This window comes from Streptomyces sp. NPDC042201, assembly GCF_055582185.1.
Window position 1 is genome coordinate 98,190 of the sequence record NZ_JBVJDS010000016.1, and the last position, 16,761, is coordinate 114,950.

The 16,761-nt window shown below is 67.9% G+C and carries 9 protein-coding genes and 1 other RNA gene; 2 read left to right on the forward strand and 8 right to left on the reverse strand.

Translation table 11 applies throughout. The features are described from left to right. Positions 1-54: 54 nt before the first annotated feature. From ACZ6MZ_RS30680 to ACZ6MZ_RS30695, 4 genes are all read right to left on the reverse strand, one after another. Entirely contained in the window at positions 55-684 is a 630-nt protein-coding gene (locus tag ACZ6MZ_RS30680) for a bifunctional 4-hydroxy-2-oxoglutarate aldolase/2-dehydro-3-deoxy-phosphogluconate aldolase (RefSeq protein WP_469355669.1), read from the reverse strand. A 133-nt stretch (positions 685-817) separates the two neighbouring features. Further along, complete coding sequence (gene yaaA / locus ACZ6MZ_RS30685; RefSeq protein WP_469355671.1) at positions 818-1,624, reverse strand: peroxide stress protein YaaA; 807 nt, start codon at positions 1,622-1,624, stop codon at positions 818-820. An 11-nt stretch (positions 1,625-1,635) separates the two neighbouring features. After that, a complete protein-coding gene (locus tag ACZ6MZ_RS30690; protein ID WP_469355672.1) occupies positions 1,636-2,280 on the reverse strand; it encodes a hypothetical protein in 645 nt (214 codons plus the stop codon). Continuing rightward, the gene (locus ACZ6MZ_RS30695; RefSeq protein ID WP_469355673.1) at positions 2,277-3,011 is read right to left on the reverse strand and encodes a MerR family transcriptional regulator; all 735 of its coding nucleotides are present in this window, start codon (positions 3,009-3,011) and stop codon (positions 2,277-2,279) included. Before ACZ6MZ_RS30695 ends, ACZ6MZ_RS30690 begins: the two co-directional genes overlap by 4 nt. Positions 3,012-3,134: 123 nt before the next feature. Between ACZ6MZ_RS30695 and rnpB the strand changes: the two genes are divergently transcribed. Next, positions 3,135-3,535: RNase P RNA component class A (rnpB, locus tag ACZ6MZ_RS30700), an RNA gene on the forward strand. Positions 3,536-3,874: 339 nt separating this feature from the next. Here rnpB and ACZ6MZ_RS30705 read toward each other — a convergent pair. The 4 genes from ACZ6MZ_RS30705 to ACZ6MZ_RS30720 form a co-directional block, all read right to left on the reverse strand. Next, positions 3,875-4,444, reverse strand: coding sequence for a Fic/DOC family protein (locus ACZ6MZ_RS30705; protein ID WP_384190132.1), 570 nt, complete (start codon positions 4,442-4,444; stop codon positions 3,875-3,877). After that, complete coding sequence (locus ACZ6MZ_RS30710; protein ID WP_266679700.1) at positions 4,441-4,791, reverse strand: antitoxin VbhA family protein; 351 nt, start codon at positions 4,789-4,791, stop codon at positions 4,441-4,443. The genes ACZ6MZ_RS30705 and ACZ6MZ_RS30710 overlap by 4 nt, the downstream gene beginning before the upstream one ends. A gap of 160 nt (positions 4,792-4,951) precedes the next feature. After that, entirely contained in the window at positions 4,952-5,128 is a 177-nt protein-coding gene (locus ACZ6MZ_RS30715; protein WP_469355676.1) for a hypothetical protein, read from the reverse strand. A gap of 331 nt (positions 5,129-5,459) precedes the next feature. After that, positions 5,460-8,927, reverse strand: coding sequence for a DNRLRE domain-containing protein (locus tag ACZ6MZ_RS30720; RefSeq protein WP_469355678.1), 3,468 nt, complete (start codon positions 8,925-8,927; stop codon positions 5,460-5,462). A gap of 521 nt (positions 8,928-9,448) precedes the next feature. Between ACZ6MZ_RS30720 and ACZ6MZ_RS30725 the strand changes: the two genes are divergently transcribed. After that, positions 9,449-16,753, forward strand: coding sequence for a polymorphic toxin-type HINT domain-containing protein (locus ACZ6MZ_RS30725; RefSeq protein WP_469355680.1), 7,305 nt, complete (start codon positions 9,449-9,451; stop codon positions 16,751-16,753). The last annotated feature ends 8 nt before the right edge of the window (positions 16,754-16,761 follow it).

Here is a 16,761-nt window from a genome sequence, read left to right on the forward strand (position 1 = left end):
AGGTCAGGACCGGCCGTCCGTACGGAGGTCAGGACCAGCAGGCCCGTACGGAGGTCAGGACCGGCGCGACAGGCTCAGCGTCGACGCCTCGCGGGCCAGGGACTCCACCCGGTCCCAGTCCTTCGCCGCCAGCGCGTCCGGCGGCAGCATCCACGTACCGCCGACGCAGCCGACGTTCGGCAGGGACAGGTACGACGCGGCGGATTCCGCCGTGATCCCGCCCGTGGGGCAGAAGCGCGCCCGGGGGAGCGGGCCCGCCAGGGACTTCAGGTAGGCCGTGCCACCCGCCGCCTCCGCCGGGAAGAACTTCATCTCTGTCACCCCGCGCTCCAGCAGCGCCACGACCTCCGACGCAGTCGACACCCCCGGCAGGAACGGGACGCCCGAGACCTGCATCGCGCGCAGCAGCGCGTCCGTCCACCCCGGGCTGACCAGGAAGCGCGCGCCCGCCTCCACCGAGTCGATGACCGCACCGGCCGTCAGCACCGTGCCCGCGCCGATCATCGCGTCCGGCACCTCCGCCGCGATGGCGCGGATCGCGTGGAGGGCGGCCGCCGTCCGCAGCGTCACCTCGATCGCGGGCAGCCCGCCCGCGACCAGGGCGCGGGCGAGAGGCACGGCGTCGGCGGCATCGTCGAGGACGACGACAGGGATGACGGGAGCGAGGTCGAGCACGGAGGTCATGGGCTCATCTTGCCGTGCGTGCGCCACTCTGCGCAATGAGCGTTGCGCAGGGTGCAATGAGGCGTGTGATAGAGCGTGCACGGAAGCGTGCGATCGGGCGTGAGGGGGCGTGCGAGGGGGCGTGCGACGGCGCTCAGTGGATCTCCGTGACCACCACATCCAGCGCCCATGGCCGGCTGTCCTTGGCCGGCGCCGCCGCCTCCACCACGTACCCCAGCGCCCGCAGCGCCTCCACCAGCTCCGCCGGGTTCTTCGGCTTGACGCCCGCCGTCAGCAGATCCCGTACCAGCCGGCCCTTCGTCGCCTTGTTGAAGTGACTCACCACCGAGCGCTTCTCGGCTCCGGTCGCGGGGTCGATCCGCGCGTGCAGTACCCGTACCGTCGCCGTACGCCCCGCGAGCTCACTCTTCGGCTTCCACGCCGCCGCGTACGCGGACGAGCGCAGGTCCAGCACAAGCCCCGTGCTCGCCGCCTCTGGCAGGGCCGACTCCATCGGCGTACGCCAGTACGCGCCCAGCGCGCCGAGCCCCGGCAGCCTGACCCCCATCGAGCAGCGGTACGAGGGGATCCGGTCGCCCACCCGTACCGCGCCCCACAGCCCGGAGAAGACCAGCAGCGACTTTCCGGCGCGGCGCTTCGCGGCGGTGTCCAGGGTGGCCAGGTCCAGCGCGTCGTACAGCACACCGGTGTAGATCTCCCCGGCCGGACGCGTGCCTGCCGTCCGCAGGTCCACGTTCTTCGCGACCTCGCCGCGCAGCCCCTCGCTCAGGCCCAGTACCTCGCGGGCCTTCTCCTCGTCGGCCGCGCACAGCTCGACGAGCTCGTCCAGCACGGCGGCCCTGGCCTCGGCCAGCCCCGGCAGGGAGAGGGACTCCGGCTTCAGGGGAGTGCCGCGCCCGGAAGCGGCCTTTCCTTCCGACGGCGGCAACAGCACGAGCACGGTGGTTCTCCTCAGGGAAGCGGCGGGGCGGGGGTGCGGTCCCCGCGCCAGGGTAGGTGACCGCGCGCCCGCGCGAACGCCTGCACCAGCGCCTCCGGCTCGTCCGCGTGGAACCGGATCACCCGGGCCCGCCCGCGCCGCCCCAGGGGTCGTACGAACGTGACGGGCGCGGTCAGCTCCACCCGTACGGTCGTCTGACTGCCCACCACAAGATCCAGGATCCCGTCGTCGGCCGGGTCGAACCGGATCAGCCCGCCGTCCGGGTAGCGGCGTTCGACCCGTACGGCGGCGATCGTCGCCCCGGCGATACGCAGGTCGAAGAGCGCGCCGTAACGGATCCTCAACGACCCGTCCACGCCCACCACATGGGGCCTGGTCACACAGCCCGCGTGCAGGGCCAGCACCATCAGCACCGCGTACGCGTCCAGCACCAGCACGATCCGGTGCACCAGCGGCCACGGGATCAGCACGGCCAGCGCCACCGTCTCGATGACGGCGACGAAGAGCAGCCCGTACATCATCGCCGTCTGCGGGCCGGTGTACGGAGCCGCGTGATCGCCCTCCCGTACCCCGTGCCGGCGGCCGGCCACCCACCGCCCGAGGCTGCCGGGGGCCCGCATCTCGTGGGCGATCAGTCCGCGTACGGCGCGCTTCATGCCGGTCCCCGCTCTGTCAGTGCTTCCAGCATCTGTCGTACGACCTCGGCCTGCGCCGGGGGGAAGTCGGCGAGCAGCGCCGCACCGAGCCCCGCCGTCACCGGCCGTCCTTCCGTCGGGAACGCGGCCAGCACCTCGGCCGGCACGGCCGCCGCCAGCTCCTGGGCGAGGGGTGCGATCCGGGGGTCGCCGGGTGCCGCGTCGGCGAGTTCGTCCAGCCGCCGGTAGAGGGCGAGTATGTCCATGTCCCGCGTCAGCGGGCGCAGCGCGGCGTAGATCCGGTCGCCGTCGCCGGTGGTGTCGATCAAGGTCAGCAGCTCGCGGTCCTTGGCGGCCGTCGGCGAGTCGGTGGCGGGGAGGGAACCCAGCAGCCGGGCCAGCGCGGGGGAGACCGGCGCCTCGGCGGACGGCGGGCTCTCCCTCAGCTCGGCGAGCCTGCGACGCCGGGCGCCGATCTCCGCCTCCTGCCGGGCCAGATCGGCGTCCAGCTCGTCGAGCACCTCGCCGAGTTCGCGTCCCGCGTCGTCGGCGAGCACGTCCCGCACCTCGTCGAGACCGAGCCCCAGCTCGGTCAGCCGCCTGATCCTGGCGAGCAGGACGGCGTCCCGTACCGAGTAGTGGCGATAGCCGTTGGCCCGCCGCGTGGGCTCGGGCAGCAGGCCCCGGTGGTGGTAGTGCCGTACCGCTCGCGAGGTGAGCCCGACGAGCGCGGCGATCTCTCCGATCCGCATGGACCCAGTACAGACCCTGACGCAGCGGCAAGGTCAAGCCCCGATCCCCGGCCGAGCCGCCGGCCGATCTTGGGGCGTGGCCAGGAACCCGGCCCGCGCGGGTAGAATGACCGACACGGCAGACGAGCCGGGCGGACGGCCGCGTCAAGATCTTCGATCTTGCCGAGGAACGTCCGGGCTCCACAGGGCAGGGTGGTGGGTAACGCCCACCCGGGGTGACCCGCGGGACAGTGCCACAGAAAACAGACCGCCGGGGACCTCGGTCCCCGGTAAGGGTGAAACGGTGGTGTAAGAGACCACCAGCGTCCGAGGTGACTCGGACGGCTAGGTAAACCCCACCCGGAGCAAGGTCAAGAGGGGCCATCGGCTGATGGCCCTGCGCGGACGACCGAGGGCTGCCCGCCCGAGTCCGCGGGTAGACCGCACGAGACCGGCGGCAACGCCGGTCCTAGATGGATGGCCGTCTCCCCGGCCGCCGCGAGGCGCCCGGGCGACAGAACCCGGCGTACAGCCCGACTCGTCTGCCGCCACCTGCGGCTTTGCCTTGGAAAGGGCCTCTGACCTGTGTCGGAGGCCCCTTCCGATCTTTCAGGGGCTTGCCGCGTCAGGCGGCGAAACGTCTCTCGGAAGTCCCTCGGACAGGGCTGAAAGTCCCTGAGAGGTCCCTGAAGCGGAGGGGCACACGAGGCCCGGAGCATCTGGACCGGGCGGGGATTGCCGCATCGATCGGATCGATCGGCGACGCCTACGACAACGCCCTGATGGAATCGACGATCGGCCTGTCTCTACCGAACCCGGGGCGGTTCAGTTGCCGAGGGGCGATGCCCTGTTCCGAGGATCCTTGCCAGCCGGAGTGACGGGCGTCAGTTCGTGGTGACGAGCTCGTCGAGCAGCTGCTCCAACAGATTGTTGTCACCGAGGAAGCTCTTCACCGAGGCGTCCTCGTTGCGTTGAGGGTCCATGCCCGACCAGTTCAGGGCGTATCCCGCGTCGGCGCTGAGTTGGGCAAGGAACGCCCGCTGGGCACGGCCGTTGCCCTCGCGGAACGGGTGGAGGATGTTCAGGTCGCCGTAGAACGTGGCCAGTTGGATGACGAATTCCTGCCGGGGGAGATTCCGCAGATGACCGGAGGAGGCGAGACGACCGAAGACCTCTCCGGCGTAGGCCACCAGGTTTCTCGCCGGGCAGAACGGTGTGCGCTTGGCGATGTTCACGGTGCGTAACTCGCCTGCCCACGGATAGATGTCACCGAAAATCGCGGCATGGAACGCTTGGAGATGGCCGAGGTCGTATGCGCCGGGTAGGGGGCGTTCGGCGAGCATGACGAGGCGAGCCCGGGTGATGTCCGCCTCTGCTGCCGCGAGCAGCTGATTGTCGGTGATGCCGAGCTTGTTGCGCAGCACGCCGTTGGGCATGGCGTACGGATCGTTCACCCTGCCCGCCGCTCCGAAGTCTGTCGGTGGCGGGCGATCGCGCGGGCGACAAGGGTGTCCGCGTCGAGGTCGCCCTTCACGTACGCCTCGGTGTCGCGGTCGGAGGCCTTGGAAGCCTGGAGCCCCTCGGCCTCGATGGAGCCGGTGGCCGAGGCGACGGCCGCACGTCGTGCCGCTCGGCCGCTCAGCGCCTCGAAGGCCTCGACGGACAGGAGGACGCCCTGGGGCTTGCGGTGGGCGCCGATCAGGACCGGGTCGGCATCCGCGCCCGACTCCGACAGGTCGGTCAGGATCCGCGACAGTCTCGCGCGCGCGTCGCTGACGGTCACGACCTCAGGGATCTCCATGCTGTCACCGTACCCATACAGAGGCTTGATTCTGTACAGATTCTAGTACGGATTCTGGTGAGTGTCCCGCCCGGGGCGGCCCTGGAGGTAAGGGGTCGCCCCGGGTGAGCCGAGCTCGGTGATCGTGAAGGAGTCACGGGTCAGCATCCGGTCGGCGGGTTCAGCCTTGCCGCCACAGCTGAGCGAGGCACAATCCGCCGTGCTGGAAGCGGAGCCGGCCAAGGGGCCGGGCAGGTGCCGAAACGAACCGAGCCGAGACCGCGAGGTCCTCGCCGATGCTGGCGGGGTTGAACCGGACCACCAGCACATCGCGCCGGTTGAGTTTGGTGATCACCATGTCGGCGGTGATGTCGTCCGCCTCGGTGGATACCAGAACCGGCCTCTCCGAGAACGACTAAGCCCCCGTCCGGATCGTTCCGGCGCGGAGCGCCTCCTTACGTAGCCATCAAGGTAGCCACGGAAACGCCCGACCTGCACGTTTGTGCAGGTCATAGCGTTGTGGTGACTCTCCCCGGCGTACAGCCCGACTCGTCTGCCGCTCACGAGAGAAGAGCCCCTGCCCTGGTGTTCCGCCAGGGCAGGGGCTCTGCGACCTTCATCGAGGGGTGCGGTTCCCCCAGATGGAACCGCACCCGTTCCTCTTCTCGTCCGGCAGGCTGAGGTGGAGGTCAGCCGATGGTCTGCCGAGTCTTCCACCAGCTGTAGGTTCCGATGATTTCGCTGCCGTTGCCGGAGAGCGCGGTCCTGCTGCCGAGATAGAGGCGTACGGATCCGTTGGACGGGACGGTCCAGATGTCGGGGATGGAGTCGCCGTTGGTGTCGGGGGTGCCCAGGATGTGCGGGACGGCGGTACTCGACCATCCGGAAGCTCCGTACGGGGTGTCGAGTCCTCCCGCTGAATTCGCCGCCGCAGCCAGTGTGTTGAAGTCGACACCGCCGGATGCTGCCTTGATGCCGGTTCGGAGCAGCAGCCGTCCGGTCACGTCGGTTCGGTAGAGCAGATCGGTGACGCCGTCGCCGGTGATGTCCTGGGCGGTGACGATGTCCCGTTCGGTCCATGAGCTGGAGGAGAGTCGCGTGGCCTGTTCGATGGTCGCGCCGTTGTAGCCGGTGAGGACCCACAGCGCGTCGCCGACGGTGACGAAGAAGTCGGCTTTGCTGTCGCCAGTCGCGTCACCTGCGGAAACGATCTGGCTGAAGGTGCTGGGGTCGGGTGCTTCGGCCGGGAGCAGGATCTCGCGGCGCTTGTCGATGTTCACGGCGCCGTAGCCGTCGCCGGGGTAGACCCACAGTTTGCCGTCGACGCGGGCAACGAGGTCCTGAAGCCCGTCGCCGCCGTAGATGTCTCCATTGTGGGTGATCAGCGCGCCGTCGAAGTGTCCGGAAGGGGCGGCGGTGTAGGCGGGGAGGTCGTCTCCGTTGGGATCCTTGTCGGGGTTGTCGCGGTAGGCGCCGGACATGGCGAAGTCCAGGTCACCACTGCCCTTGGTGAGGTCGTTGGTCGTCGCCTGCGAGGGATAGAGCGAGAGGTTGCCGCCCTCGGTGACGGTCAGAAGATCGGGCATTCCGTCACCGGTGAAGTCGCCAGGGGCGTCGGCCTGGTCGCGCGGAGTGACGTAGAAGAAGTATTTGGTCGGGTCAGAGGCGTTGCCGGCACCGTCGACGGTCCGTACGTACAGCACGTTGGGGCCGCCGGTTGGCGGTTTGGCGTTGGCGATCGTGGCGCTGGTCGTGGTCGCGGTGCCGGAGGTGCGGGGCAGGGAGAACGAGTAGGAGGGGGAGTTGAAGCCGTACTCGTAGCGCACGACGTCGGTGTTCAGGGCGCGGACGGTGAAGGAGCCGGCGGTGCCGAATTTGAGGGTGCTCCAGATGGCGTCCTCGGGCTGGGTACTGAAGCCGTTCTCGCTGCCGTCGGCGTTGGGGAAGTCGGTGGAGGAGACCTTGGGGGGCTTGGGTGCGGCGGTGTCCAGGATGAACCGGCAGGGTGTTGTCTTCGGGGAGTAGCCGGAGCTGGAGCCCGCGTCGTCGAAGGACCTCACGCGCCATGAGTACAGCGTGTTGTTGGTCAGTTTGCTGGTGGAGAAGGCGTCGGTAGTGACGCGGGCACTGCTGCGGTTTCCGCCCACGGACTTCTTGCCGGTGGTTTTGAGCAGATCCCCGATGGTGTCCCACTTACCGGTGGGCCACAGGTCGAAGTCGAGGTAGTCGAGGTTCTTGTCCTTGTCGGCGGCCGAGGCCGTGAAGGTGATTTCTCCCGCGCCCATCCGGACGTACGGCTCGGTGGTGGTGCATTTGGCCTCGGGCCCGAGGTCGAGGGAGGTGGGGGCGTCGGGGCGGCGGTTGTAAACGAGTTCGAGGACGGGTGCGTTGTCGCCGTTGGCGGTGAACTTTTTCCAGGAGTACTGGGAATCCTCGTTCACGGCGCGCATGCCGAAGGTGATGGTGTCGACGCCCTTGTCCGCGGCCTTCTGGGCTGCCTTCTTGACATCGAACACCTCGTACGCGTCGCGGCAGCCGGATTTGTAGCCGTGCGCGAAGCTCCTCGTGGTGATCTTGTTGCCGTTATGGAGCTGGGGGGCGTTCTTCCAGTTGGTCTTGGAGTCGATGCTGTCCGTAAGGTGCACGCTCATGGCCCGGTCGCTGCATGACCAGGAGTAGGTCTCCAGCACGTGCAGCTTGGCGTTGGTGATGACCGCGCCCTTCAGGGACTTGTCGAAGTCGATGTTGAAGAAGGAGCGTGAGGTACCCCAGGTATCGGATTCGAAGCCGACCCGCGCCTCGTGGGTTCCGCCCTTGTTGAAGCCTTTGCCGTTGTAGAAAGTGGCCTTGGGGTAGCGGTTGTAGACGGTGGTCCAGTTCTGGATGTGCTTCTTGACCGAGGGGTCGATGAAGACCGGGAAGACGGTTGAGGGGTCGGACAGCAGGTCCGCGTCCGGGGTGATGATCCAGTTGGTGCCCGAGAGATCGGCGTCGACCAGTGCCCCGTGGGAGTCGGGGGACGGGCCGTCGAGCGCGGGCAGGGAGAGGGTGGCGGCCGCACCTGACTGTGAGGGCGCGGGGGCCGGCTCGGCGGGTGCCGAAGGCAGCGGCGATTCGGGAGCAGGCGGGACGGATTCGTCGCTGGCGGACGGCAGCACCTCGGCGTACGGGTCGCTCTGCTCGTCGGACTCGGCATCGGCGTCGGAACTTGGCGCGGTCGAGGGCGTCTCGTCAGGACTCGCGCTCTCCGACGGGAGGTCCTCGGGTGCGGTGGGCTGTGAGCTGGCTCCGACCCCACCGTCCGTGACGGCCGGAGCGCCGGCGTTGTCCCACATCACCGGAGAGGGTGACATCGCTACTTCGTCGCCGTAGGCGTTCTCGGCGCTGACGATGTCGGACGCCGGGTCGAGCCGGAACGTGAGGGTGGGCGAGGTCAGACCGTAGGAGAGCTGGGCGACGCGGGGGTCGGCGGCGGCCGCGCGGTTCTTCACCACGAGGAGCTGGGCGAAGCCGTCGTCGTCCGCGGTGAGCACGAGATCCGCACCAGGGATGATCTCGGGGTACAGCGCCCGGTTGGTGTCGATGACCGGCTGCGGGATGGGACCGGGCCAGGTGAGCTGGATGTCGTGACCGTCGGAGTGCAGAGTGACCAGCGCGCTCGCGGCCTCGCCCGCTTCCGCGGCCACGCCCTTGAGAAGCGAGACACGGCGCGGCGTGGAGCGCGACGCGCGTTTGCCGCGGTGCCCGTCGTCCGTCGACCCGGCGGAGAACACCATGCCGGTGTTGGTCGCTCTGGGCTCCCAGCCCCGGTCGGTGCGGTGCAGCGACCGGTCGATGGGTTTCCATGCGCCGTCGACCTTGGCGCGGATCGGTGAGACGTGGATCTGGCGGGACATCAGGCCGTCGGGGCGTGCCCAGGTGGTGGACTCGGGCGTACGCAGGGAGGTCGCTTCCACGGGTTTGCCGGTCTTCGCCGCCCGGGCAATGGCATCGGCCTCGCTCACCGCCGAAGCAGCTGACGGCGCCGAGGACTTGGCATCCGGCGCGGTATCGGTGAGCCGTAGCCCGGCGTAGGTCAGTCCGGTCGCGGCGATGGCAGCCGCGCAGGCCATGGCGATGGTGCGCTGGCCCGGCAGGCGGTTCCGGCGTGGTGACATGAGTGAGACCCCTCCCCTTCGGCCCCGGCACACGGCGAATCGCCAACCGGAGATACGAAGCCCGCCGCGCGGGCCTCAGCACACGGGACGAGCGAGCAGATCATGACCCATGAGTAGCCGGTCGTCACCCTGTGAGAGCCCCCAGGAGCTCCGGCGTGGGACGACGTCCGGGGGGACCTCCTCACTCCCGACGCCCTCGCAGCGACCCTTCAGTCTCTGACGGAGCGGCGGTAAACGGCCGAATTCGCCCATCCGCTGGGGCGAATTGGGGGTCAAAGGATCTGTGCGGGCGCTAGATCCTTTTGCTTCCCGACATGCCGCGTTGGCCCTATCTCATTGCGTAAGCGACGCTTCCTCAACTCTAGTGATCAATTAGTGCTTTCTGTGACGTGACCATGATCACTTGGTCATGATTTCTCTAGCCTTCCCTCACAAGTCCCCCACAGAATCAGCGCGTTCTTGTATGACGTCCCGTGCGGCCCACCCTGGTTCCGCGCTCACTGGTCCGGGGGGATCCTGGCGTGTCTCGTCTGTCTGAAACTCGCCGTCGCCGACGCCGTGTCCGCCACACCGTGGTGCCCGCCCTGGGCCTCGCCCTGCTGGTGACGCTGCTGCCCACGCAGGCGCTGGCCATCCCGCCTGACCCAGGCAAGGCCGGTCGCGAAGAACTCGTCCTGGAGAAACTCGCCCAGGACCAGCCCGTGTCGGGCAGGACCGTCAACAAGAACCTCGACAGTCTGAAGACCGAAACGCCGGAGGATCTCGGCCAGGCTCCGGCGGGCACGACCACCGTCCCGCGCGCCGAGACCGGCGTGATCAACTTCGATTCGGGCATGACGCCGGCGTCCGCGCGTACGGGCGGTGCGGTACAGGCGGCCACCACTCCGGTCGAGAACCTGCCGGTGAGTCTGGGGCAGGCTCAGGGACAGGCGGCGCCGACCGGTACCTGGCAGGTCACGGTCGCCGGGCGGCCGGAGACGGTGGCACAGGGCGTGGACGGTGCGGTGGTCACAGTGCAGGCTCCGCCCACCGGAGCGGTGCCGGTGTCGGTGCGGTTCGACTACGAGAAGTTCAAGAATCTCTACGGCGCGGACTGGGCCTCGCGTCTGCGCTTTGTGCAATTTCCCGAGTGCTATCTGACCACGCCCGATGTTGAGGAATGCCAGGCGTACGAGGAGCTGGAGACAGCCAACGACACCAGCTCCGCGACGGTCACCGCGACGGTGGATCCGGCCGCGGACGGCACGGTCACCCCCGCCTCCGCACCGTCGACTCAGGACGGCAGCGGCCCGGCCGTCCTGCGGGCCGGATACGGCAGCCGGGCGGCGGCAGCGGCTGGTGGCGACACCGCGGTCCTCGGCGTTACCGACTCCGGGGCGGGCAGTGGTGGTTCATTCAAGGCGACCCCACTGGCATCCAGCGGAAAATGGGCGGCCGGTGGCTCCTCCGGCTCCTTCTCCTGGTCCTACCCACTGACTGTTCCCCCGGCCCCCGCCGGCCCGTCCCCCAACATTTCTTTCGAGTACGACTCGCAGGAGGTGGACGGCAGGACGGCTGTCTCGTCGCCGCAGGCGTCGTGGATCGGCGAGGGGTGGAACTACGAGCCCGGCCACATCGAGCGGCGCTACCGCTCCTGCAAGGACGACACCAAGACCCTCAAGGCAGGGACGCCGAACAACACCGCCAAGAAGGACAAGACGTCAGATCTGTGCTGGGTCTCGTACAACGCGGTGATGTCACTGAACGGCAGGACCACCGAGCTGGTCCGGGTGGGCACGACCGATGTATACCGTCCGCAGAATGACGACGGCACCCGCGTCGAACTGAAGACCGGCGCCTCCAATGACGACAACAACGGCGAGCACTGGATAGTCACCACCGCCGACGGCACGACGTACTTCTACGGCCTGAACGCCGTCGGCGGCGGCCATGCGAACACCGGTTCGGTCTCCACCGTTCCCGTGTACGGCAACCACACCGGTGAGCCCTGCCACACAGCCGATTTCGCCGGCTCCCGCTGCGGCGCGGGTGAGCAGCAGGCGTGGCAGTGGGGCATGGACAAAGTTGTTGACGTCCATGGCAACGCGATGGTCGTCAACTGGAAGCAGGAGACCAACTACTACTCGGTCAACGAAAAGTTCAAGTCGCCGGAGAGCTACGACCGGGCCGCCTACCCCCTCTCCATCGAGTACGGCATGCGTGCCGATCTGACCAAGCCGTCGGCCACCGTCGACTTCGGGGTCAAGCAGCGCTGCCTGAAGGATGAATCCGCCTGCGACGCGGCGAACTTCGCCAAGACCGACGACCCCGGCGCCTACCGCCCCTGGTGGGACACCCCCGGCAACCTCAACTGCAAGTCCACCTCCAAACTGTGCCCCACCTTCCCGTCGTTCTGGACCCAGCTGCGCCTGGACACGGTGACGACGAAGGCCGCCCGCGCCGGCCAGACCGGGCTGGGCAAGGTTGATACCTACACCCTTCACCAGTCCTTCCCCGCCGACTGGTACGACACATCACCCGGCCTGTGGCTCAACTCCCTGACGCGTCGGGGCTTCGCCCCCGGCGACACGACAGGAACCCTCCAGTCCAAGGACGGGGTCAGCTTCGCCCACTACACGGTCGGTTCCTCTTCGCCGCTGAGAGCAAGGCTGAAGGACCGCCAGCTGCCCAACCTCGTGCCGTCCGGCGCCGACGACAAGCGTCCCGGCTTCACCCGCCCCCGCATCGGCACGGTCGCCACCGAGAACGGGGGCGACATCGAGGTGGAGTACACCGGCGGCTGCTCCGCCGAGCCCTCCACAGACAGGGGCAAGGACAACACCACCTGCTACCCGGTGCGCTGGTCCCCCGACGGCGAGGAGAAGACCCCGGCGAAGGCGTGGTTCAACAAGTACGTCGTCGCTTCGGTCATCGAGACGGACAGGGTCACCACGCACAGCAAGCCGGTCGTGACCTCGTACACGTACTCCTCCCCGGCCTGGGACAAGACCGACGACGAGTTCGGCCGCCCCTCGCTGCGCACCTACAGCGTGTGGCGCGGTTACCGGCAGGTCGCCACCACCAAGGGCAGCAAGTCCAGCTCCCAGCAGGGCGACCCCGAATCCCAGTCCTACTCCGTCACCCGCTTCTTTCAGGGCACGGGCGGCGCGGTGAAGGACTCCAAAGGGGCGGTGGAACTCGTCGCGGATGACGCGTTGCAGTTCGCCGGCATGGCCGCGGAGACACTCACCTACGAGCACTCCGAGGGCCGTCTGCTCAAGCGTGCTCTGACCTTCCCCAAGTCCAAGCAGACTGCCTCCCGTGCCCGTGAGGCCGAGGACGGCACCGATCTCGACGCTCTGCTCGCCCACCGCACCTGGGTGGCACGCTCCGACGCCATCCAGACGGTCGACACCAGCTGGCAGGCGGTCCGCACCGAGACCACGGTGGACGACACGTACGGGCTGCCCACCCAGCTGGAGATGTCGGTCGTCAAACCCAATGGCACCGGCGAGACCCTCAGCAACCAGGTCTGCATGCGGTCGTCGTACCTCCACAACACCGCCGACTGGATCATCGGGAAGACCAAGGAAGCCCGCTCCACCGCTACGCCCTGTGCCGGCTTTGACACCGCGGACGCGCGCACGCAGTTGCTCAGCTCGGTGCGTACCTCCTACGACGGCCAGGCATGGGGCGCCGCCCCGACCAAGGGACTCGAGACCTCGGTGGCGGACATCAACGGTGAGGGCACATCCCACTCCGTGGTGACCACCACCACCTACGACCCTCTGGGCCGGGTCAGGAAGGTCACCGCGCCACTGACCGGTACGTCCGAAACGGTCTATACCCCCGATGACACCGGCGGACCGGTCACCTCGGTCAAGACCATCAATCCCAAGGGCCATACTTCCCTCACCGTCTACGATCCAGGCCGTGCCCTGCCCCTGACCGTCACCGACACCAACGGCCGGGTCACCCGTACCGAATACGACGCGCTCGGCCGCCTGATCAAGGGCTGGTCTCCGTCCCGCTCATCGGGCGGGAAGTCCCCGGACACCGAGATCTCCTACCGGACGGCCATCGCGACGGACGACGAGACCACGCCGGCCGCCATCACGGTGAAAACCCTCAAGGACGACGGCGGCTACGACCGCCAGATCACGCTCTACGACGGCCTGATGCGCGAGGTGCAGACCCAGAGCGAAGCCCATGGGGCGGGCCGGATCATTACCGACACCAAGTACGACGACCACGGCCTGGTCTGGGAGCAGACCAGCGGCTACCTCGCCAAGGGCGATCCGGAAACCAAGCTGTTCGCCCGTGTATCCGACTCTCTGGTACCGAACAAGACCAGGACACGGTACGACGGTCTGGAACGTACCGTCCGCGCATCGGTCTACTACGGGGGCGACTACAAGTACGCCACGTACACCTCTTACAGCGACACCTCCGTATACGTCGACCCGCCCGGCTCCACCGCCCCGGCCACCAAGAGCTACACCGACGCGCTGGGCCGGGTCACCTCGGTCCGGCACTACACCACCCCCGAAGGCACCGGGACCTGGCGGACGACGGATTACGCCTACGACGCGCGGGGCAACCGCAGCAAGGTCACAGACCCGGCCGGCAACATCTGGACCTACGCGTACGACGTCCGCGGCCGCCTGACGGATTCGACCGACCCCGACACCGGTACATCCACGATCGGTTACGACGACGCCGACCGCGCGATCAGAACCACCGACGCGCTCGGCAAGGCCGTCTACACCGACTATGACCAGCTGAGCCGCCCCGCCGCGGTCCGCGAGGGCTCCGCCACCGCCGCGCCGGTCAAGGAATTCACCTACGACAGCCTGCCCGGCGCGGTCGGCCTGCCCGTCGCCTCGATCCGTCACGACGCATCGGGCGACTACATCAACCGGATCACCGGCTACGACAGCGACTACCGGCCCACCGGCCGTGAATCGGTCATCCCCGCCCACGCGATGACCGCTGGCCTATCCGGTACCTATGCCTATTCCTATGCCTACACCCCCACGGGGAAGCCGCTGTCGGTGACACTCCCGGCCAAGGGCGGCTTGGCGCGCGAAAAGGTCGTCACCCGCTATGACGCCGACGGCCTGGCGGAATCCACCTCCGGCCTCAGCTGGTACACCTCCGACGTCACCTACTCCCCCTACGGCGAAGCACTGCGCACCGTCAGCGGATCGCAGCCCTCCCGGGTGTGGACGACCAACTTCGTAGACCAGCACTCCGGAAGCCTTCAGCGCACCGTGACCGACGGTGAGACAGCGGCCAGTCACCGGATCTCCGACAGCTACTACTCCTACAACACCGCGGGCACCGTCACCTCCAACGCCCGCAAGCTCACCGACGCCACCGGCTCCACCTGGGACAACCAGTGCTACACCTATGACGCGTTGGGCGAACTGGTCCACGCCTGGACCTCGAACATCACCCCCAACAACTCGGGAACCGGCTGCCGCTCGTCGAGCGGCAGCGCCTGGGGCTACCGCACCGACGGCGAGCCCTCCAGCGGCCCGGTCGCCGACGCCACCGACGCGGCTGCTGACACCACCAGCCCCGATGCGGGACTGACCGCCTCGCTGGCCGCCGCCGCTCCGAGCACCGGGACGGTCTCCACCGGCGCCACCGCCTACCGCCAGTCCTTCACCTTCGACTGGATCGGCAACCGCGCCACCCTCACCGAACACAACACCGCTGACGCCGCCAAGAACGTCACCTACACGTACGGATATGGCCGCCAGGTGGCCGGCAAGGGCCTCACCCAGCCGCACACGCTTTCCGCGATCAGCTCCACCCCCGCCGGGCAAGGCAGCGTCTACACGAACGACGCGGTCGGCAACACCACCGTCAGAGACCTCGCCAACACCACCCAGAAACTGGACTGGAGCGCGGAGAACAAGCTCGACACGATCACCGACGACGGCGTCAAGACGCACTACATCTACGACGCCGACGGCAATCGCATCCTGGAGAACTCACCCACAGGTTCCACGCTGTACCTGGGCGAGACCGAACTGACCACCGACTCCACCGGCAAGATCACCCGCGCCTCCCGCGCGTACGCCCAGGACGGTGCCCCGCCCGTCGTCCGCACCGCCACCAACGGCGCGAGCACGGGCCACAAACTCAACGTCCTCATCACCGACCAGCTCGGCACCGCCAACACGACCGTCGAACTCGGCGGCACCCAGACCGTCACTCGACGCGCCTTCAAGCCGTACGGCGAGGCCCGCGGCCCCAAGCCGTCGACCTGGCCGAACAAGCGCAGCTATCTCGGCGTCGGCATAGACGACGCCGCCACCGGCCTCACCCATATCGGAGCCCGCGAATACGACCAGGCGTCCGGCCGGTTCCTCTCCGCCGACCCGATCATCGACATCACCCAACCGCTCCAGATGAACGGCTACGCCTACGCGGGCAACAGCCCTATCAGCACGAGCGACCCGACGGGGCTCTGCCCGGGGGAAATCTGCGGCACCGGGTCCGCAAACCCTTCCCAGCACTACGGCGGAGGCGGGGCGTCCTCGCCTGCGCCACCCTCCCAAGGCACTACGGCCACGGTCACCTACACCATCACCAAGACCGTCACGGTGACCAAGCCCGCCCCCTGCGACTGGTGGTGCAAAGCCAAGGGCTGGATGCAGAAACACTCCGAGGTCATCACCATCGTCACCGAGGTCGTCGTCGGTGTGACCTGCGGCGCCGTGGCTGTTGGGGCAGGCGCGGCCACTGCGGGAGTAGGCGCCGTGGCCGTCGGAGCGGCCTGCGGAGCCATCGCCGGCGCGGCCGCCGGAGCGGTCGGCAACGCTCTCAACCCGAAAGCCGACCACAGCCTCGGCGGCTACGCCTCCGCCGCCGGCAAGGGAGCCGCCGTAGGAGCGGTGGCCTCGGTCGTCGGCGGGGCCGTGGCCAAGGTCGCCGCCAAGGGTGTCAAGGCCGTCGGCTCCAAGATCCTCAGCAAAATTGGTGGAGCCAAACAGGGGCCAAGGTGCTTCCTGGCCGGCACCCCGGTCCTACTCGCCGACGGCACCTCGAAGAACATCGAGGACATCGAAGTCGGCGACGAGGTCCTCGCCACCAACCCGACGACCGGCGAGACAAGCGCCCAGCCCGTCACCCAACTGCTCCCGTCCGAAGGCGACAAAGAGCTCAACGAGCTCACCATCACCACCGCCGACGGAAAGGAGAAAATAACTGCCACAGCAGAGCACCCCTTCTGGGTGCCCAAGGAAAACGCCTGGGTCAACGCCGCCGATCTCAAGCCGGGCACGACCCTCAGCACCCCCAACGGCACCACCGCCAAGATCGCCGGCAACCGCGCCTACAAGGCCCACGTCCGCACCTACAACTTCAGCGTCGCCAAACTCCACACGTACTATGTCCTCGCAGGCACCACGCCGGTCCTCGTACACAACACGTGCGGAGTCACACGAGGTGGCAATGAAAGCACATACTCCATATCGCACAATGCGAGTGGAAGTGGCGTAATTGCCGACCTCGACAACACCGGGATCGTGACAATGATGATGCATAACTATCCCGACAAAGGTTCGCCACTGCGAGGCAGGGCGATGTTCGATGAAGTAATGGGCCACTTCGGAGACCGAGTTCAGGGGATGCAAGGGATCTGGATCTACGGGGACAACCTTGGCGGATTTAACGAAGCCGTTCGTGGTGGTTCGAGTCTAGTGGCCGCGGCCAAGGGAACCTGGACTGGTAGACAAGCGGCCCGTTATGGATTCACCCGCGCTAGGATCGACGAAGCAGTTCCCAGGCTTGATGGGGACTTCCAATCGGTCCTTGCCACCTTCCGAAAATGAGGGAATTG